The following is a 17,132-nucleotide window of genomic DNA, read 5'->3' as shown; positions in this document are numbered from 1 at the left end:
CCGGGACCGGACCGACTGACTGACGCGCGGGCATCCGATCCTCCCCGGCGAGCACACGTGGGCCACGGCCGGGACCGGCCGGACACCGAGCCCGCGGTCATGGCCGGACGCGCGTGGCGGCCGGGATTCACTCCTTCTCACCCCTCGGCACGACGACGTCCGTCAACAGCGCGTCGCCGGGGCCGAGTTCGTGCCAGGAGCTGCCGTGCCAGACCAGGACCGCGACGGCCGAGGTGGGGAACTTCGTCCGGACCTGGGCCAGTGAGTCGTCGAGGCCCTCCCCGGCGAGTTCGAGGACCAGCTCCTCAAGCCCGGGGTTGTGCCCGACGAGCAGCAGAGTCCGCACATGCTCGGGAACCTCGCGCACAGCTTCCAGCAACTCCGGTACGTCCGCCCCGTACAGCCTGCCCTCCAGCCGTACGGGCGGCGGAGTGCCCCACTGTTCGGCCGCCGCCTCCCAGGTCTGCCGGGCACGTACGGCGGTCGAGCACAGCACGAGATCGGGCAGCAGGTCGGCTCCCGCCAGGGCGCGTCCGGCGGCCGGGGCGTCGCGCCGGCCGCGGGCGGCGAGGGGCCGCTCGTGGTCGCGCACCCCGTCGGGCCAGGCGGACTTGGCGTGCCGAAGGACGACCAGAGTTCGCCTCGGGCCCGCGGCGGCGCGGTCGTTCACCGGGACGCTCCGATCTCGCGGGTGAGTTCGAGGCCGAGCAGCCGGTCGGCGTAGGCGTACGTCTCGAAACGGGCGCCCTCCGCGATGTCCGACGTCTCCACCGACCGCAGCACTCCCAGCACGGCGGGAATGTCGAGGTCGTCCTCCCACGCGGCGCGCAACCGCAGGCGTACGTCCTCGGGGACCGGCTTGGAGGGCCGGGTGGCCCATCCGGCGACGGCGGCGCGCCAGCGGCCGAGCGTGTCCTCGGCCTCCGCCAGGACGGGGGCGTCGAGGCGCAGGGGCTGATCCCTGCGCCGCGCGAGCAGCGCCAGCCGCAGTGCGGTCGGATCCCCGGGAGCGGCTGCGGGGCCGTGCCCGGCGTCGACGGGCGCCACCGCGACGCGCGGCCCGTCCGTCGCGGCGGCCCCCGGCGCGAGCACCTCGATGGTCCGGGTCGCCACCGGCCCCGGCCCCGCGTCGCGGTGGTCCTCGAACGGCCGGATTCCGAGTTCGGCGGCGCGCGCCCGGAGGGCCGCCCCGTCCCAACGGTCCGCCGGGCCTGCCGGGCCCGAAGGATCCGCCGGGCCCGATGGATCCGCCGAGCCCGATGGGTCTGCCGGGTCCGGCGTCGAAGTCGCGGTCGCCCAGACGGGGTTGCCGCCGATCTCCAGGGCTCGTGCCAGGACATCGGCGACCAGGAGCACCCGCAGACCCGTGATGCCGAACCCGGGCGGGTGCGCGTGGACACGGACCAGGCCGCGGCCGACGAGGGCGGCGTCGATGGGTTCGCCCGTACGGGCGTCGAGGATTCGGAGCACGGGGTGAGCCTAGGCGGGCGTACGGCCGGGTGCGGGGAGGCGGGGGCCGTTCCGGACATGCGCCCGCGCTCCGTGACGCCTGCCGGAGTTCGAGTACCGGTGCCGCGTGGTCGCCGTCACGCGCGGTCGACGAGCCGGCGCGTCGGGTGCCCGCGGCGTCCGGCGGCGTGAGGGGCGAGGTCGGGGCGTCCGCGCACAGCGGGGCGGGTCCACAGGCCGAAGCGGTCGGCGAGCCGGGACAGGTGGTGAAGTGGATCGGGCCGCTCGGCGCCAAGTCGATGAGCGAGAGCCCCTTCAACCCGGTCGCCGACGCCCTCCCTGCGGCACCTCACGACGGGCACGCCCGTCACGCCCGTCACGCGCGTCGCGGCCCTGCTGGGCTACGACAACCCGGCCGCCTGCACGGCCGCGTTCAAGAAGCTCCTGGGCCCACCGCCGACGGCATACACCGGCTCCGGCTTCACCGGCGGCCCGCCCGGTCACCCCGGCCGAGGCGGCGGACCGCGGAGCGGCACGCGTGCCGGGGTCCGTGAACGGCACGGCCTCGACACGCGCGACCTTGACAATCCGCCGGCGCTGCCTGAAGGCTGACCGACCAGTCGGTTTGAGGGAGTGGATCGTGGCCGAGCTGAGCATCTCCACCGCCGTCGGCGTGTTCGACGCCATCGCGGCGGGTCCGCCCGAGGGGCGCCCGGTCCTGCTGCTGCACGGATTTCCCCAGACAGGGCTGGCGTGGCGGCGGCAGATCGCGGCGCTGGCCGCGCACGGCTACCGCGTCGTGGCACCGGACCAGCGCGGCTACTCCCCGGGGGTCCGCCCGACGCGTCCCGAGGACTACCGCATCGGCGTGCTGGTCGACGACGTCGTCGCGATCACGGAGGAACTGGGCTGGCCGGCGTTCGACCTGGTCGGTCATGACTGGGGCGGCGCGGTGGCATGGTGGACCGCCTCCGCGCATCCGGGGCGCGTACGCACCCTGACGGTCGTCTCGACCCCGCACCCCGGCGCCCTCGCCGGGGCTCTGCGCGATGACGAGGACCAGCGCGCGCGGTCCCACTACATGCGCGACTGGCGTGAGACGCCCGCCACCGAGGAGCGCATGCTGGCCGACGACGCGGGGCTGCTCCGCGCGCTCTTCGCGGGCAGGGTGCCGCCGGACAGCGCCGACGCCTATGTGCGGCACCTGTCCCGGCCGGGCGCTCTCACCGCGGCACTGAACTGGTACCGGTCCGGCCGCCCCGACGGCGCCATCGGCGTCATCGGGGTCCCCACGCTGTACGCCTGGAGCACGGAGGACACCGCGTTCGGTCCGGCCGCCGCGCAGGACACCGGGCGTTGGGTCGACGGGCCGTACCGGTTCGAGATCCTCCCGGGGGTCAGCCACTGGATCCCCGAGGAGGCACCCGAGGCGCTGAACCGTCTGCTCCTCGATCATCTGCGGGCGCACGGTGAACACGGCACCGCGGTGAACGCCTCCCCCGGGCAGGCACCCGGCCGGTGACCACCGGCGTTCCGCGTCGACGGCGGCCGGGAGGAATCACCGTGCCCCGCCCGACGTTGTGGCGCATGACAGACCCCTACCGATTCACCCGGAGGCCGAGCGTGTACGGCGACGCAGAGACGATCCGCAAGATCCTCACCGAGCGGGGCGACACCTGGGCGATCGTGGGCCTGTCGTCGAACCAGCGGCGTGCGGCCCACGGCGTGGCCGACGTCCTGCAGCGCTACGGTAAGCGGATCGTGCCCGTGCATCCGAAGGCCGAGACGGTTCACGGGGAGCAGGGGTACGCGTCCCTCGCGGACATCCCCTTCGACGTCGATGTCGTCGACGTCTTCGTCAACAGCGACCTCGCCGGGGCGGTCGCGGACGAGGCCGTCGCCATCGGCGCCAAGGCCGTCTGGTTCCAGCTCGACGTCATCGACGAGGCCGCGTACGAGCGGACGCGCGAAGCCGGGCTCGACATGGTGATGGACCGCTGCCCGGCCATCGAGATCCCCCGCCTCACCTGAACCGAGCGACGCGGCTCGACGGGTCCGGGGTTCGACCGGGCCGGCGCTTCACCGACCCCGGGGCATCTTCCGCCCCCGCCCCGGGATCGGGGTCTCGGGCGGGCTCAAGAGGGGCCCGGGAAAAGGCTGTTGACTTCGCGCAGGTCGCGCCGATTACATGCTCCGGTGTCCATCCTTCGTATCGAGGCGCCGGACGACGAGGCCCGCCTCGCCGACTGGCAGCATGTCCACAACGTGATCGTCCCGCCCGCCGCCATGTCGCTGGACGACGTGCGCGAGCGCGTCCGGCGCAACCGCCTGGAGGTCGCGTACCTCGGCGACGTCCTGGTGGGCTGCACGACCGTACGTCCGCCCGTCGCGGACAGCGCGACGGCGACCGTGATCGCGCGCGTGCTCGCCGAGCACCGCGGACGGGGCTTCGGCGAGGAGCTGTACACACGCGCCCTGGACCAGGCGCGCGCGTCGGGCGCCGAGGTGATCGAGACGGTCGTCCTCGCGGCCAACGAGGCCGGCCTGCGCTTCGCCCGACGCCACGGCTTCGTGGAGACCGAGCGCTACGCGCTGCCGGGCGAGACCGCGGAGTGGATCGACCTGAGGCTGAACTGAGCACCGAAAGGTCCCGGCTGCCGACCCGAGCCCCGCACCTCTGCCTCTGCCCCTGCTCCTGCTCCTTCAGCCCCTCCGGTCGCCCTCGCGACCGTCCTCTCGGTCGTCCTCGCGACCGTCCTCGCGGTCGAGGAAACCCGCGACCGTCTCCCGGAAGACCTCGGGAACGTCGAGCCACGGGAAGTGGCCCGCGCCCGGCAGGACCGCGAGTTCGGCCCGGCGGAACAGGTCCGCGACGACGACGGCGACGCGGGGCAGCGGCCCGCTGTCGAGCTCGCCCGTGACGAGCAGCACGCGCGTGTCCCAGGCGGCCACCACCGCGCGGGCCTCGGCGGGCCGGAAGGCCCCGGGGGCCACGTAGCGGTCGGCCGCGTCCTCGTTGGTCTGCTCGACGTCGGTCGCGGCATGGGCCCGTGCCACCGCGTCCCAACGCCCGTAGAAGAACGGGGTGGCCGCGTCCCAGTCGGCATCGGTCGCCGTGCCCGCCCAGATGCGCCCGTAGGCCTCGCGTGCGCTCTCGAACCACGGCTCCGCCGAGCGCCGTGCGGCACCCTCCGCGCGGTGCTCGGCTGTGAAGTCGACGCCGAGGGCCCGTGCCCGTCCGGTGACCAGGGTGAGGGTACGGACGCGTCCCGGGTGGCGGACGGCGTAGAGCAGCGCGAGGTCGCCGCCCGCCGAGTGGGCGAGCAGATCGATCCGGTCGAGCCCGAGGTGCGCGCGGAACGCCTCGACGTCGTCGACCTGCCGGTCGCAGCGGTACGTCGCCGGGTCGGCCGGTGGTGCCGAGTCGCCGGTTCCCCGCAGATCGAGCACGCACAGCCTGCGGTGCCGCGTCAGGCCGCCGAGGTCACCGAGGTAGGCGGAGGCACGCATCGGTCCACCGGGCAGGCAGAGCAGCGGTTCGCCGTCGCCCCTCGTGTGATGGGCGAGTCGGGTTCCGTCGGAGGCGGTGAAGGTCGGCATGATCGTCATCCTCGTCCGCACGAGGTTTCGCACACAAGCGAGTTGACGCACCATCAAGTCATGCGCTGTGTAAGTGAGTTGCCGGACGGGTCCGTGGAGAAGCGGTCAGCTCGACCCGCGCACGCGTCGCCTTCGCCTCAGGTTCTCCCGCCGTACTCCTCCGATTGCTTCCATCGCGGGACGGACCACGGTCGGCGGTGTCCACGAGCGCACCGCCGCCTGAGCCGAGGAGGGTTCCGCGGATGCGTCTCGGCCGGACCGCACTCGCCGAGGTCGTCGTGATCGTCCCGCAATTCCGCCGAAACGGCGAGAACGAGCTGATCGGCGGACAATCGGAGCACGGGAAGAGGAGGGCCGGATGACGGAACTGCTGGCAGGTATGCGGGTGGACTACACCGACCACGACGACCCCGTACTGATCCGGCCGGACGGCAGCCCGGTGGACACCTGGCGGGAGAACTACCCGTACGAGGAGCGCATGGAGCGCAGGGAGTACGAGTGGCACAAGCGGCTCCAGCAGATCGAGCTGCTGAAGCTGCAGAGCTGGATCAAGGCGACCGGCCGACGCCTCGTCGTCGTCTTCGAGGGGCGTGACGCGGCCGGCAAGGGCGGCACGATCAAGCGTTTCACCGAGCATCTCAACCCGCGCGGGGCCCGGGTGGTGGCGCTGGAGAAGCCGACCGAGCGGGAACGCGGGCAGTGGTACTTCCAGCGGTACGTGGAGCATCTGCCGACCGCGGGCGAGATAGTGATGTTCGACCGGTCCTGGTACAACCGGGCCGGTGTGGAGCGCGTGATGGGCTTCTGCACCGCCGACGAGTACCGGCGCTTCATGCGGCAGGCGCCCGCCTTCGAGCGGATGCTCGTCGACGACGGGGTGGACCTGATCAAGTTCTGGTTCTCGGTCTCCCAGAGCGAGCAGCGCACGCGCTTCACGATCCGTCAGGTCGACCCGGTACGGCAGTGGAAACTCAGCCCCATGGACCTGGCCTCGCTGGACCTCTGGGACGACTACACGGCCGCCAAGGTCGCCATGTTCCGCGAGACGGACACCGAGCAGGCGCCCTGGACCGTGGTGAAGAGCAACGACAAGAAGCGGGCCCGCGTCGAGGCCATGCGCAGCGTCCTGGCCCGTTTCGCCTACGCGGACAAGGACGCGGAGGTCGTCGGCAGCCCGGACCCGAGCATCGTGGGCGCGGCGGCGAACCTGCTGGAGGAGGGCGAGGAGAGCGAGGCCGACGGGGCGCCCGCGGGCGACCGCGTCGCCCACTGACGGCCACCGCCCTTCGCGGGCTCGGCCGTGCGCAGCCCCGGCCGTGTGCGCCGCCCCGACCGTGCGGATTGTGCGCGGGCTCGACCGCGCCTCGACTCCGGCGCCCGCCCGTCGGCCGCGCCCTAGCCGCCGCGCGGTGCGGAGCGGTGCGGTGGCCCTCAGTCGTGCGCCGGGCGGTCGGACAGCCGGTGGTCCGCCAGGCTCAGCGCCTCGTCGACCACGCGGCGCAGATGTCCGTCCCCGAGCGAGTAGATCACCCGGCGCCCTTCCTTCCGCGTGTTCACGAGCCCGGCGAGCCGGAGCCGGGCCAGGTGCTGGCTGACGGCCGGACGGGCCGCCCCGCACGCCTCGGTCAGCGTCGTGACATCGGCCTCGCCACCGGTCAGAGCATGCAGCAGCGCGAGGCGGGTGCGGTCACCGAGGAGGGCGAGGAGCTCGGCGGCGAGCGCGAACTGTTCCTCGCCCGGAGTGCGCGGGTGCGCATCGTGCGCAGGTGATAGGTGCATGCGTGCGCTCATACGCACATAATGGCCGGGTGGGCACCCGCGCGTCCACTCCCGCACACGGAATGGGGACGTACGTGAACGATCGGCACCATCACGACCACGACCACGACCTCGACCACCGTCATGGCGAGAGCCACGGCCACGGCGACCTCGACCCCGGGGACGCCGAAGGACGGGGCCATGCGCACGGAGACGGGCCGGGCCACGAGCACGGGCCCTCGCACCGGCAGGCGCACCGCCAGGGCCGCTCCCCCGGTCGGCCGCACCGGCATCCCCGCTCCCGACCGCGGGGTCACAGCCATGCGCCGGGCCTCGGGAGCAGGCTGCGCCACCTCCTCACCCCCCATTCCCACGAAACGGCCGACAAGGTCGACTCCGCGCTGGAATCGTCGGCCCTGGGCATGCGCGCACTATGGGTATCGCTCGCCGTCCTCGGCACGACGGCCCTGGCGCAGGCGGCCGTCGTCGCACTGTCGGGGTCGGTCGCACTGCTCGGCGACACCGTGCACAACGCGGCCGACGCGCTGACGGCCCTGCCGCTCGGGGTCGCCTTCGTGCTGGGCCGTCGCGCGGCGACACGGCGCTTCACCTACGGCTACGGACGGGCCGAGGACCTGGCCGGCGTCGCGATCGTGCTGACGATCGCCGCGTCCGCCGTCTTCGCCGCCTGGGCGGCGGTCGGCCGACTGCTCGATCCGCAGCCGGTACGGCACCTCCCCTTTGTCGCGGCCGCCGCGCTCATCGGTTTCGGCGGCAACGAGTGGGTCGCCCGGCACCGCATCCGGGTGGGGCGAGAGATCGGCTCGGCCGCGCTGGTCGCCGACGGACTCCACGCCCGTACGGACGGATTCGCCTCGCTCGCCGTGCTGGTCGGCGCGGGCGGCGCGGCCCTCGGATGGCAACGCGCGGACCCGCTGGTGGGGTTGGCGATCACCGCCGCGATCGTGCTGGTACTGCGCGACGCCGCCCGGGAGGTCTTCCGGCGCCTGATGGACGCCGTGGAGCCGGAGTTGGTGGACCGCGCCGAACAAGCGCTGCGGCAGGTCCCGGGGGTGCGCGACGTGGGCGAACTGCGGCTGCGGTGGATCGGGCACCGGCTGCGCGCCGAGGTGGCGGTCGTGGTGGACGGCGAGGCCACCGTGCGCAGGGCCCACGACATCGCCGTGGAGGCCGAACACGCCCTGCTGCACGCCGTCCCGAAACTGACCGCCGCGCTGGTCCACGCCGATCCGGCGGCGGCACCCGGTGAGGCGGATCCTCACCGGACGCTGGCGCATCACGCCGTCGCGTGAACGGGCGTCGGCGCCCGGCGAGACCGGATCCCACCCCCCACCGCCCGCCTCGCCTCACCTGACCTCACCGCCCGCCTCGCCTCACCCCACCTGGCACCTGGCACCTGGCACCTGGCACCTGGCACCACACCACACCGCACGCCGACCGGCGCCGCCCCTTCGACAAGGGCGGATTCCCTCCGACAGCGGGTCCCCAGGGCTCCCACCGCGGCCCGAACCGAAGCCGCCCCCGCGGGGCGGACCGCGTCGGGACGCCGGCGGTTCGGCTTCCCGGCGTGGACGGTCAGGCGATCCCCAAACCCTCCAGCACCACCGCGTTCGGCAGTTCCGCGAACGCCTTGCCGGGGAGCAGGAGTTTGCCGCGCCTGCGGCCGCTGCCCACGAGCACGTACGGCAGCTCGACGACGGCCGGGTCCACCAACACCGGCCAGTCGCCCGGGAGTCCGACGGGCGTGATCCCGCCGTACTCCATGCCGGTCTCGCCGGTCGCGGTGTCCATCGGGGCGAACGAGGCCTTCCGGGAGCCCAGTTGACGGCGTACGGCACCGTTCACGTCGACGCGGGTCGTCGACAGGACGACGCACGCGGCGAGTGTGGTCTCGGCGCCGCGCCTGCCGGAGACGACCACGCAGTTGGCGGACCGTTCGAGCAGTTCCTTGCCGTAGTGCTCGACGAAGGTGGCGGTGTCGGCCCACTCGGGGTTCGTGTCGACGTAGACGATCTGCTCGGCGGGGGTGCCGCCGCCCCAGCCGCGCACGGCGTCGGCGACGGGGCGGGTGAGTTCGTCCAGGCAGTCGGGGGCGGGGACGGCGTGGTCGAAGTGTCCGATGGGTGCGCGCATGACGGCACGCTAACAGCCGTCCGAACCGGCCCTCAGGAAGCCTTCGGCGCCCGGCGCGACCGGCAGCACCGAAAGCCTTCGGAGCACGCCGGGCGACCGGCCCGCCAGGGGCGTCACTGCACCAGCGGGACCGACACGGCCATGACCATCTCGACCGGAATCTCACCCTTGTTGGCGTACGTGTGGGGGGTGTTGGCCTCGAACGACACACTCGCCCCCTCGGGGACGAGGTGTTCGACCCCGTCGACGGTGAGGGTCATGTCGCCCGCGATGACGTGCACGAGCTCGACGGTGCCGGCCGGATGCGGGTCCGAGGGGCTGCCCTCGCCCGGCATGAGCCGCCAGTCCCACATCTCCAGCGGGCCGGGCGCCTCGGTGCCGGCCAGCAGCCGGTTGTAGCTGCCCGCTTCGGTGTGCCACAGGCGTACGGCCTGTTCGGCGGGGACGATCCGGACCTTGGGCCCCTGCTCGTAGTCGAGGAGGGTGGTGATGCTGACGCCGAGGGCGTCGCCGATCTTGACGACGGTACCGAGGCTGGGATTGGTCCTGGCCTGCTCGATCTGGATGAGCATGCCGCGGCTGACTCCGGCGCGGGCGGCGAGCGCCTCCAGAGTGAAGGCGCGTTCGGTGCGCCACCGCTTCACATTGCGCGCCAGGGACTGAGTCAGCAGGTCGAGATCCGACACATTCCGTCCAATATTTTGAATGACAGAGTTCAATCAGATGAACTATCGTGTGGTGCACCTGATCGTCCACCGAACTGTACTGCGAGGCACCCCGTGACAGCACTCTTCGCCCTGGCCACCAGCCTCCTGTGGGGCCTGGCCGATTTCGGCGGAGGTCTGCTGACCCGGCGCACGCCCGCTCTCACCGTGGTCGTGGCCTCCCAGTCGATAGCGGCGGTGGTCCTCGGCGCGATCGTGCTGGCCACCGGCGGCTGGAGCGCCGCCGGGCCGCAACTGTGGTTCGCGGTCGCCGCTGGACTGGTGGGGCCGGTCGCCCTGCTCTCCTTCTACAAGGCGCTCGCGCTCGGGCCGATGGGTGTCGTCTCCCCGCTCGGTTCGCTGGCCGTGGCCGTCCCGATCGGCGTCGGCCTGTTCCTCGGGGAGCGTCCCGGGCTGATTCAGGTCGCGGGCATCGCGGTCGCCGTGGCGGGTGTCGTCCTCGCGGGCGGGCCCCAGCTCCGAGGAGCCCCCGTGCAGCGGCAGGCGATCCTGCTCACGCTGATCGCGGCCGCCGGCTTCGGCACGGTGTTCGCGCTGATCGCGGAGGCGTCGTCCTCGGTCACCGGCCTCTTCCTGGCGCTGTTCGTGCAGCGCGTGACCAATGTCGTCACCGGTGGCACGGCGCTGGCCGTCTCGGTTCGCAGGGGCGCGTCCGCCCTCCCCGAGGGCGGCTTCCCCTGGGCCTCGCTGCCCGCGCTCGCCTTCGTCGGCCTCGCCGACGTCGCCGCCAACGGCACGTACTCGGTCGCGGCCCAGCACGGCCCGGTCACCGTCGCCGCGGTCCTCGCCTCGCTGTACCCGGTGGTCACCGCCCTGGCCGCACGCGGTGTCCTCAGGGAACGGCTGCGCGCCGTGCAGGCCGCGGGAGCGACGCTGGCGCTGGTCGGCACGGTACTGCTGGCGACCGGCTGAACCGGCTCAGGGGCCCCCAGGGCCAGACCATGCCCGCTCCGGCCGAGGGACCAGCCACTCCGATCACCGGACCGGCCGTCCCGGGCGACGGATCATCCGCCACGGTCACCGGACCGGGCGTCCCGGGCGACGCGCCGTCCAGTGCGGACGACGGACCAGCAACCGCGGACCAGCACCGCCCGACAGAGGAGGCGCGTCCGGCCCGAACGGTGACGCGGTGCCGCCGGGGTTCAGGACGCGGTGTCGCCGCGGTTCAGGACTCGGCGCGGATGTGGCCGCGGTTCACTCGGCGCGGATGCGGCCGCGGTTCAGGACTCGGCGCGGATGTCGCCCGACTGCGCGTGTACGCCGTCGGCGGCGCCTTGCGCGTCGAGGTCCAGTTCCGCGAGCCGCGCGACCGTCTCCTCGTCCAGTTCCGACAGCGCCAGCAGTTGCTCCGGGGTCACCCCGTCGGGAATCGGCACCGGCGGCGGTGTGCGCAGCGGGGGCTGCCAGCCGGCCACCGGGTCCCAGCGCCGGACGACCCGCGCGGGTGCCCCGGCGACGACGGAGTGGTCGGGCACCGTACCGCGCACCACCGCACCGGCGGCGACCACGACGTTCCGCCCGATCCGCGCGCCGGGCAGGATCACCGCACCGGTGCCGATCCAGCAGCCGGGCCCGATCTCCACGGGCTCCATCCGCGGCCACTGCTTGCCGATGGGCACGTGCGGATCGTCGTACGAGTGGTTGGTGGACGTGACGTAGACGTAGGGCCCGAAGTAGCAGTCGCTGCCGATCGTGACCGTGGTGTCGGCGATGACATGGCTGCCGCGGCCGAGCACGACACCGTCCCCGATGCGCAGGATCGGTTCGGAACCGAGGTCGAGATCGGGCATCAGCCCCGCGGTCAGCGTGACCTGCTCGGCGACGATGCAGTACGAACCGAGGTGGATCCAGGGTTCGCCGAAGACCGTACCCAGCGGGAAGGCCAGTCTGGTGTTCTCGCCCATCGCGCCGAAGCGGAACCGACCCGGTCGCTCGGCCGAGACCGTACCCGCGCGCCGCACCCACGCCCAGCCCGCGTGGACAGCGCGTTGCGCGAGGCGTCGCCGCCATGATGAGAACGTGTTCTTGCTCCTGGACACCCGCTCACGGTACTCAGCGCGGACCGCGCCGATGGCGCCGCACGGCTGTGATCTTCACCCCACCGGGGGTGCGGGGCCGATGACATACGGTGCCCGTGTACGCAGAGGGACCGGACCACGAGACGACGAGACGGTGACACGGTGACGACGCAGCAGGCGCTGATCAAGGGAATCGGTGGCAAGGACCCGCGGGTGGACCAGGAGGCGTTCGTGGCGCCCACCTCCGTGGTCATCGGAGACGTCACGCTGCACGCGGGCGCGAGCGTCTGGTACGGCGCGGTGCTGCGCGCCGACGGCGGCCCGATCGTCATCGGCGCCGGCACCAATGTGCAGGACAACTGCACTCTGCACGTGGACCCCGGGTTCCCCCTCACCGTCGGCGAGCGCGTCTCGATCGGCCACAACGCCGTCGTGCACGGCGCGACGGTCGAGGACGACTGTCTGATCGGCATGGGTGCCACGGTGCTCAACGGGGCCGTGATCGGGGCCGGCTCGCTGGTCGCCGCGCAGGCTCTGGTGCCCCAGGGGATGCGGGTCCCGCCGGGCTCACTGGTCGCGGGTGTCCCCGCGAAGGTCAAGCGTCCGCTGACGGACGAGGAGCGCGAGGGTATCTCACTGAACGGCGTCTTCTACGTGGAACTGGCGAAGGCGCACCGCGAGATCCACGAGTAGACCGGACAGATCCGACAGCTCCGGGCAGCCGCTCTACTCGGCGGCGGGGACCGGCTCCGGCTCCGCCGCACCGTGCCCGGTGGCCGCCTTCTTCGCCTTGCGGCGGACGATCAGCATCGAGGCGAGACCGATGAGCACCGCGGCGACCAGGCCGAGCCACGAGAAGCGCTTCAGCCAGGACTCGGCGACGACACCGACGTAGTAGATGACCGCCGTGGTGCCGCCGGCCCAGATGACGCCGCCGAGGACGTTGGCGATCAGGAACTTCCAGTACGGCATGCGCAGCACACCGGCGAGCGGGCCCGCGAAGATCCGCAGCAGTGCGATGAAGCGGCCGAAGAAGACGGCCCACATGCCCCACTTCTGGAAGGAACGCTCGGCAGTGGCGACGTGGGCCTCGCCGAAGTGTCTGGGGAACCTCGCGCCGAGCCAGGCGAGCAGCGGGCGTCCGCCCTTGCGGCCGATGGCGTAGCCGATGGAGTCGCCGACGATCGCGCCGAGGCTGGCACACGCGCCGAGGACGACCGGGTTGATACCGCCGTGCTGCGAGGAGAGCAGCGCCGCCGAGACCAGGACGATCTCTCCGGGCAGCGGGATACCCAGGCTCTCCACGCCGATGACCAGGGCCACGAGCGCGTAGATGCTGACCGCGGGCACCGTCTCGAGCCAGTCCTGGACGTGCAACGCCGGTTCCTCCCGTTTCGGTGTGCGTGACCGGGCGATCGCGTTTCGCGTGATCATCCGGGGTGGGTTCTCCCGGGGCGCCCGCCGGGAAGCCTACCTGGTCGGCTTGAACAGGGGCCGGGACGTGGGGCTCGTCACGCCCGCCGCCTCCAGCTCTCGTAGTGGTCGAGCAGGGTCTCCTCGACCGGGCGGTAGGTGATCCCCAGTTCCCGCACGCTCCTGCTGTTGTCCACGGCGAAGCGGATGCCGAGGTGCTTGCGGATGTAGTCCTGGGTGAGTCCGAAGGCCGGGCCGAGGACGCGGACCGGCCAGTGCGGGAGCGCATTGCGGGGCAGCCGGAGGGCGCGGGGATACCGGTCGCGGATGACGCGCGCCATGTCGTGGAACGACGTCATCGTCTCGGCCGCGACGATGTAGCGGCCCTTGGCGCCGCTGTGCTCCGCCGCCGCGATGTGCGCGTCCGCGACCTCGCGGACATCCGCCGTGGTGAAGCTGAAATCGGGGGCGCCGTAGAAGAAGTAGCCCTTGAAGAGTTCGTCCAGCAGGAACAGGCTGCCGGATTCCGACGCGGGGGTGAGGGACGGGCCGAGGACCAGGCCGGGGTTGACGGACACCAGACGCCATCGGTCCTGGGCCGCCTCAGCCGTCCAGGCCGCGCGCTCCGCGAGCGTCTTCGCGTAGTGGTACGGGTTGTTCTCGACGGTGCTGGTGGCGTTGAAGTACTTCTCCGACAGGACACCGCCGTCCATGCTCCGCACGTCGACGTAGTCGCCGAAGATCGCGCCGACGGTGGAGGTGAGGACGACCTTCTCGACCGTCGGTGTCCGTTCCACCGCCGCCAGCACGTTGCGCGTGCCGAGCAGGGCCGGGTCGACCATGTCCTTGCGGCCGTCCTTGATCCTCTCCGGCATCAGGAACGGCGACGCCACATGGAAGACCACATCGCAGCCGCTCATCGCCGCGTCGAAGGACCCCTCGGCCAGCAGGTCCGCCTCGAACAGCGTCAGCCTGCCGGGGAAGGCGTCCCGCATCTCGACGAGCGGCCGCGTCTTCGCCGCGTTCGAGGTCCCTCGTACGGTGGTGTGGACCCGGTAGCCCCTCTCCAGCAGCCGCCTCACCAGATGGCTCCCGACGAAGCCACTGCCACCGGTCACCAGAACAGCCGTCCGCCCGCGTACGCCCACGCTCGCACTCCTCGTTCCCGCTCCCCGGCGCGTCGCCGTGGCCTACGGGCGACGCGCGCGCCCCGCCCGTAGGCCAGGGTCGGGCACGGACGGCCCGAAGGGAACAGGTGCTCGCTCCCCAGCCAGGACCTCATGAGGTTCCGCAGGGCCGAACCGTCGGCCTCCTGGAACTCTCTTGCCCGTAACTCCCCCTGCGGGCAAGGGAGTTGATAGAACGGATCACCGACTTCCGTCCCAGCCCTCCCACAAGGAGCCCGATATGACGGTCACCGCCGAAGACATCTACGCGATGGCTCCGTACGCCAGGACCCTCGGAGTGCGCTTCACCGCCCTGTCGGCCGAGGGCGTGGACGCCGAACTCGACTTCGTACCCGAACTGTCCACCGCGGGCGGCGGGTTGCACGGGGGCGCGTTGATGGGCCTGGCCGACGTCGCCTCGGCGGTGTGCGCCGCGCTGAACGGCCCCGTGGGCGCCGTTCCCGCCACCACCACCTCAACCACCCATTTCCTGCGGCCGGTACGCGAGGGAGCCGCGTACGCCAAGGCCCGCGTCCTGCGGGTGGGACGCGACACGGCGGTGGTGGAGTGCGACATCGAGGACGACCGGCGCCGGCTCTGCACCCGGGTCACCCAGACGGTGACCCTGCGGGCGCCGCACGGCTGACCGGGGCCGGTCGGCCGTCAGCCGTCAGCCGTCAGCCGTCAGCCGTCAGCCGCACCGTATCCGTGACCGTGACCGAAGCGGGCGAGCCCCTGAAACGGCCGAGGGCCCCTATCGGGTCGTACGTCCCGATCGGGGCCCTGCGCGCGGGAGGGACTCAGCCGTTCGGGCGGAGCGTCCAGATGACCGTCATCTCACCGGTCACGGCGCCGTCACCGCGCTGGATGGCGATGGCGACGGGGAACTCGGGGCGCAGGCCCGCGTCGAGTTCGGCGACGACGTCGGCAGCGGGCCGGCCGAGCGTCGCGGTGGCCGTGACAGGGCCCATCGCGAGCTTCTTGTACGCGATCTCGGCACTGACCGCGAGCGGCACGGCACGGGAGAGCTGGTCCCCGAAGGCGGCGAGAACGATCGCCCCGCTCGCCGACTCCCCCAGCGTGAACATGGCACCGGCGTGCGGTCCGCCGACGTGGTTGTGGAACTCGCCCTGGTCCGGGAGCGCCACGACGGCCTTCTCCGGAGTGGTCTCCACGAACTCGAGGTTCAGGGTCCGCGCCATCGGCACGGTCGCGGCGAGCATCTCGCCGATCGTCATCTGGTCTGCGCTCATACCCCGATGTTACCCATGGGTAGCAATTATTGGCCAGCCCTCCCGTCCGGCGCGGAAGTCGATCAGCACGGATGTCGATCAGCACGGCAGACCGAGCCGCACTCCGGTACGGGCTTGAGCACCGTCCGCCTGCACGGCGACCCGACGGGTTCCTGAGCCGGGATCAGTCGGCACGCCAGGACGGGACAGAGGCCCCGGCCGGGATCAGGTGGAGTTCCGAGCCGGGATCAATGGGACAAGTGGCATGCCTGCGCGGTCGTTTCGGGGACCGCCGTGGCACCCGGGTCAGGGGCCCCTCTATCGTTACCAGCCATGTGGCCAGGACAGCAGCCGCCCGGGGGCGAGCAGAATCCGCAGGACCAGAACCCGTACCAGCAGCCGGGGTACCAGCAGCCGAATCCGTACCAGCAGCCCGGATACCAGCAGTCGGGGTATCCGCAGCCCGGTCCGTACGGACAGCAGCCGGGGCAGCCGCAGTGGGGAGCGCCGTCGGATCCTCTCGGCATGCCCCAGGCGTCCGGGGGCGGCGGCGGTGGCGGTGGCGGTGGCGGTGGCGGCAACAAGACGAAGATCACCGCGATCGTCGCGGCCTCGGCGGTCGTGATCGCGGCCGGAGTCACCGGATTCCTCGTCCTGGGCGGTGGCGACAAGGACGACAAGGCCGGGGGCGACCCGTCCGGGTCCCCGAAGACGTCGGCCTCCACCTCGGCGAGCGCGAGTGCGAGCGCGGCCAACCCGCGCGGCGGCGACGACGAGAAGGCGACGATCGACGGCTGGAAGGTCGTCGTGAACCCGAAGTGGGGCACCGCCTTCGACGTGCCGCCGGACTGGAAGGTCGAGACCCCCGGCACCTTCATCTTCTTCGAGGACAAGAAGAAGGGTGACGGTTCCGCCCTGATCGGCATGTCCGCGCCCGCCATCCTCAAGGAGAAGTGGTGCACCTCCGACGACGACAAGGACGGCCGCACGGACGACTCGTCGCTGGCGGCCGCGGGCACCAAGGGGCAGAGCGGCGCCAAGAACACCGACGACGTCGCGCGCAACGACTCGGCCTGGTGGGTCTTCGGCGGATACACGGACCAGAAGACCGCGTCGAAGAAGCTGCTCAGGATCGGCAAGCCCAAGGCGTACACGACGGCTTCGGGCGTCAGCGGCAGCGTCGTTACCACGTACTCGAGCGGCGTTCCCAAGAAGGGCAAGTGCGACTCCGACGGCGCCGCGACCACGTTCGCCTTCAAGAACTCGGCGGGCGACTTCGTCTCCTGGACGCTCTACGGCGCCAAGGGCGTGAAGGACGAGATCCCGGACGCGACCGTGAAGAAGATCCTCAGCACCGTACGGCTGCACGGCGACCCGACGGGTTCCTGACCCCACGGCCGGGGCACGGCCCCGGCCGCCCCGGCTCCCTCCGTCCCCGCGCGACTTCGGTCACCCCGGCTCCTCCTCCCCGGGCGGGAGCGGGGGAGGCCCGACGGAACGGAACGCACGCCTCCGGCGCCGCCGCGTGCGGGCGCGACGGTGGCGAAGATCTTGAGCACGGTGCGCCTCTCGAAGAACGCACCCACCGAGTGACGGAAGACCAGTCAAATTACTTGC

General features: G+C 72.3%; 19 protein-coding genes. 9 read left to right on the top strand and 10 right to left on the bottom strand.

Annotated elements, in window-relative coordinates:
- Positions 1–127 precede the first annotated feature (127 nt).
- Positions 128–670: a SixA phosphatase family protein gene (locus OHT01_RS33455; RefSeq protein WP_328556835.1), complete on the bottom strand. Its 543-nt coding sequence runs from the start codon at positions 668–670 to the stop codon at positions 128–130.
- A complete protein-coding gene (locus OHT01_RS33450; RefSeq protein ID WP_328556834.1) occupies positions 667–1,470 on the bottom strand; it encodes a hypothetical protein in 804 nt (267 codons plus the stop codon). Before OHT01_RS33450 ends, OHT01_RS33455 begins: the two co-directional genes overlap by 4 nt.
- A gap of 616 nt (positions 1,471–2,086) precedes the next feature.
- On the opposite strand from OHT01_RS33450, the gene OHT01_RS33445 reads away from it, so the two are divergent.
- The 3 genes from OHT01_RS33445 (at position 2,087) to OHT01_RS33435 (ending at position 4,086) form a co-directional block, all read left to right on the top strand.
- Complete coding sequence (locus tag OHT01_RS33445; protein WP_443043558.1) at positions 2,087–2,971, top strand: alpha/beta fold hydrolase; 885 nt, start codon at positions 2,087–2,089, stop codon at positions 2,969–2,971.
- Positions 2,972–3,072: 101 nt separating this feature from the next.
- Positions 3,073–3,480: a CoA-binding protein gene (locus OHT01_RS33440; protein ID WP_328558357.1), complete on the top strand. Its 408-nt coding sequence runs from the start codon at positions 3,073–3,075 to the stop codon at positions 3,478–3,480.
- A gap of 165 nt (positions 3,481–3,645) precedes the next feature.
- A complete protein-coding gene (locus tag OHT01_RS33435) occupies positions 3,646–4,086 on the top strand; it encodes a GNAT family N-acetyltransferase (protein WP_328556832.1) in 441 nt (146 codons plus the stop codon).
- A 66-nt stretch (positions 4,087–4,152) separates the two neighbouring features.
- Here the strand turns inward: OHT01_RS33435 and OHT01_RS33430 are convergent, their stop codons facing one another.
- Positions 4,153–5,049: an alpha/beta fold hydrolase gene (locus tag OHT01_RS33430; RefSeq protein ID WP_328556831.1), complete on the bottom strand. Its 897-nt coding sequence runs from the start codon at positions 5,047–5,049 to the stop codon at positions 4,153–4,155.
- A 358-nt stretch (positions 5,050–5,407) separates the two neighbouring features.
- Here OHT01_RS33430 and ppk2 point away from each other — a divergent pair, with 358 nt between their 5' ends.
- A complete protein-coding gene (gene ppk2 / locus OHT01_RS33425; protein ID WP_328556830.1) occupies positions 5,408–6,322 on the top strand; it encodes a polyphosphate kinase 2 in 915 nt (304 codons plus the stop codon).
- A gap of 158 nt (positions 6,323–6,480) precedes the next feature.
- Here the strand turns inward: ppk2 and OHT01_RS33420 are convergent, their stop codons facing one another.
- Entirely contained in the window at positions 6,481–6,840 is a 360-nt protein-coding gene (locus tag OHT01_RS33420) for an ArsR/SmtB family transcription factor (RefSeq protein WP_328556829.1), read from the bottom strand.
- Positions 6,841–6,902: 62 nt separating this feature from the next.
- On the opposite strand from OHT01_RS33420, the gene OHT01_RS33415 reads away from it, so the two are divergent.
- The gene (locus OHT01_RS33415; protein WP_328556828.1) at positions 6,903–8,120 is read left to right on the top strand and encodes a cation diffusion facilitator family transporter; all 1,218 of its coding nucleotides are present in this window, start codon (positions 6,903–6,905) and stop codon (positions 8,118–8,120) included.
- A gap of 283 nt (positions 8,121–8,403) precedes the next feature.
- Here OHT01_RS33415 and OHT01_RS33410 read toward each other — a convergent pair whose 3' ends face one another.
- A complete protein-coding gene (locus tag OHT01_RS33410; RefSeq protein ID WP_328556827.1) occupies positions 8,404–8,961 on the bottom strand; it encodes a YbaK/EbsC family protein in 558 nt (185 codons plus the stop codon).
- Positions 8,962–9,074: 113 nt separating this feature from the next.
- Complete coding sequence (locus tag OHT01_RS33405; protein ID WP_328556826.1) at positions 9,075–9,647, bottom strand: helix-turn-helix domain-containing protein; 573 nt, start codon at positions 9,645–9,647, stop codon at positions 9,075–9,077.
- A 93-nt stretch (positions 9,648–9,740) separates the two neighbouring features.
- Between OHT01_RS33405 and OHT01_RS33400 the strand changes: the two genes are divergently transcribed.
- Positions 9,741–10,598 carry a DMT family transporter gene (locus tag OHT01_RS33400; protein ID WP_328556825.1) on the top strand — a complete coding sequence of 286 codons (858 nt, stop codon included), beginning with the start codon at positions 9,741–9,743 and terminating at the stop codon, positions 10,596–10,598.
- A gap of 308 nt (positions 10,599–10,906) precedes the next feature.
- Here OHT01_RS33400 and OHT01_RS33395 read toward each other — a convergent pair whose 3' ends face one another.
- On the bottom strand, positions 10,907–11,725 hold the full coding sequence (locus OHT01_RS33395) for an acyltransferase (protein WP_328556824.1): 819 nt from the start codon (positions 11,723–11,725) through the stop codon (positions 10,907–10,909).
- A gap of 141 nt (positions 11,726–11,866) precedes the next feature.
- Here OHT01_RS33395 and OHT01_RS33390 point away from each other — a divergent pair, with 141 nt between their 5' ends.
- Entirely contained in the window at positions 11,867–12,397 is a 531-nt protein-coding gene (locus tag OHT01_RS33390) for a gamma carbonic anhydrase family protein (protein ID WP_328556823.1), read from the top strand.
- A 33-nt stretch (positions 12,398–12,430) separates the two neighbouring features.
- On the opposite strand, the gene OHT01_RS33385 is transcribed toward OHT01_RS33390, so the two are convergent.
- Together OHT01_RS33385 and OHT01_RS33380 are read right to left on the bottom strand one after the other, a co-directional pair.
- Positions 12,431–13,081 carry a DedA family protein gene (locus OHT01_RS33385; protein WP_328556822.1) on the bottom strand — a complete coding sequence of 217 codons (651 nt, stop codon included), beginning with the start codon at positions 13,079–13,081 and terminating at the stop codon, positions 12,431–12,433.
- A gap of 134 nt (positions 13,082–13,215) precedes the next feature.
- Positions 13,216–14,265, bottom strand: coding sequence for an NAD-dependent epimerase/dehydratase family protein (locus OHT01_RS33380; RefSeq protein WP_328556821.1), 1,050 nt, complete (start codon positions 14,263–14,265; stop codon positions 13,216–13,218).
- A 259-nt stretch (positions 14,266–14,524) separates the two neighbouring features.
- On the opposite strand from OHT01_RS33380, the gene OHT01_RS33375 reads away from it, so the two are divergent.
- Positions 14,525–14,929, top strand: a complete 405-nt coding sequence (locus tag OHT01_RS33375) for a PaaI family thioesterase (protein WP_328556820.1) — start codon at positions 14,525–14,527, stop codon at positions 14,927–14,929.
- Positions 14,930–15,083: 154 nt separating this feature from the next.
- Here the strand turns inward: OHT01_RS33375 and OHT01_RS33370 are convergent, their stop codons facing one another.
- Positions 15,084–15,521 carry a DUF4442 domain-containing protein gene (locus OHT01_RS33370; protein WP_328558356.1) on the bottom strand — a complete coding sequence of 146 codons (438 nt, stop codon included), beginning with the start codon at positions 15,519–15,521 and terminating at the stop codon, positions 15,084–15,086.
- A 327-nt stretch (positions 15,522–15,848) separates the two neighbouring features.
- On the opposite strand from OHT01_RS33370, the gene OHT01_RS33365 reads away from it, so the two are divergent.
- Positions 15,849–16,904, top strand: coding sequence for a hypothetical protein (locus tag OHT01_RS33365; protein ID WP_328556819.1), 1,056 nt, complete (start codon positions 15,849–15,851; stop codon positions 16,902–16,904).
- Positions 16,905–17,132: the final 228 nt, after the last annotated feature.

The organism is Streptomyces sp. NBC_00358, from assembly GCF_036099295.1.
GTDB lineage: Bacteria > Actinomycetota > Actinomycetes > Streptomycetales > Streptomycetaceae > Streptomyces.
Note: the sequence above shows the minus strand (reverse complement) of the source record. Positions and strands in the feature narration are given on the sequence as shown.

Bases quoted from the DNA above. Each gene is read 5' to 3' on its own strand.
- OHT01_RS33430 (WP_328556831.1), bottom strand. From the start codon at position 5,049: ATGCCGACCTTCACCGCCTCCGACGGAACCCGACTCGCCCATCACACG.
- ppk2 (WP_328556830.1), top strand. From the start codon at position 5,408: ATGACGGAACTGCTGGCAGGTATGCGGGTGGACTACACCGACCACGAC.
- OHT01_RS33365 (WP_328556819.1), top strand. From the start codon at position 15,849: ATGTGGCCAGGACAGCAGCCGCCCGGGGGCGAGCAGAATCCGCAGGAC.
- OHT01_RS33410 (WP_328556827.1), bottom strand. From the start codon at position 8,961: ATGCGCGCACCCATCGGACACTTCGACCACGCCGTCCCCGCCCCCGAC.
- OHT01_RS33420 (WP_328556829.1), bottom strand. From the start codon at position 6,840: ATGAGCGCACGCATGCACCTATCACCTGCGCACGATGCGCACCCGCGC.
- OHT01_RS33370 (WP_328558356.1), bottom strand. From the start codon at position 15,521: ATGACGATCGGCGAGATGCTCGCCGCGACCGTGCCGATGGCGCGGACC.
- OHT01_RS33375 (WP_328556820.1), top strand. From the start codon at position 14,525: ATGACGGTCACCGCCGAAGACATCTACGCGATGGCTCCGTACGCCAGG.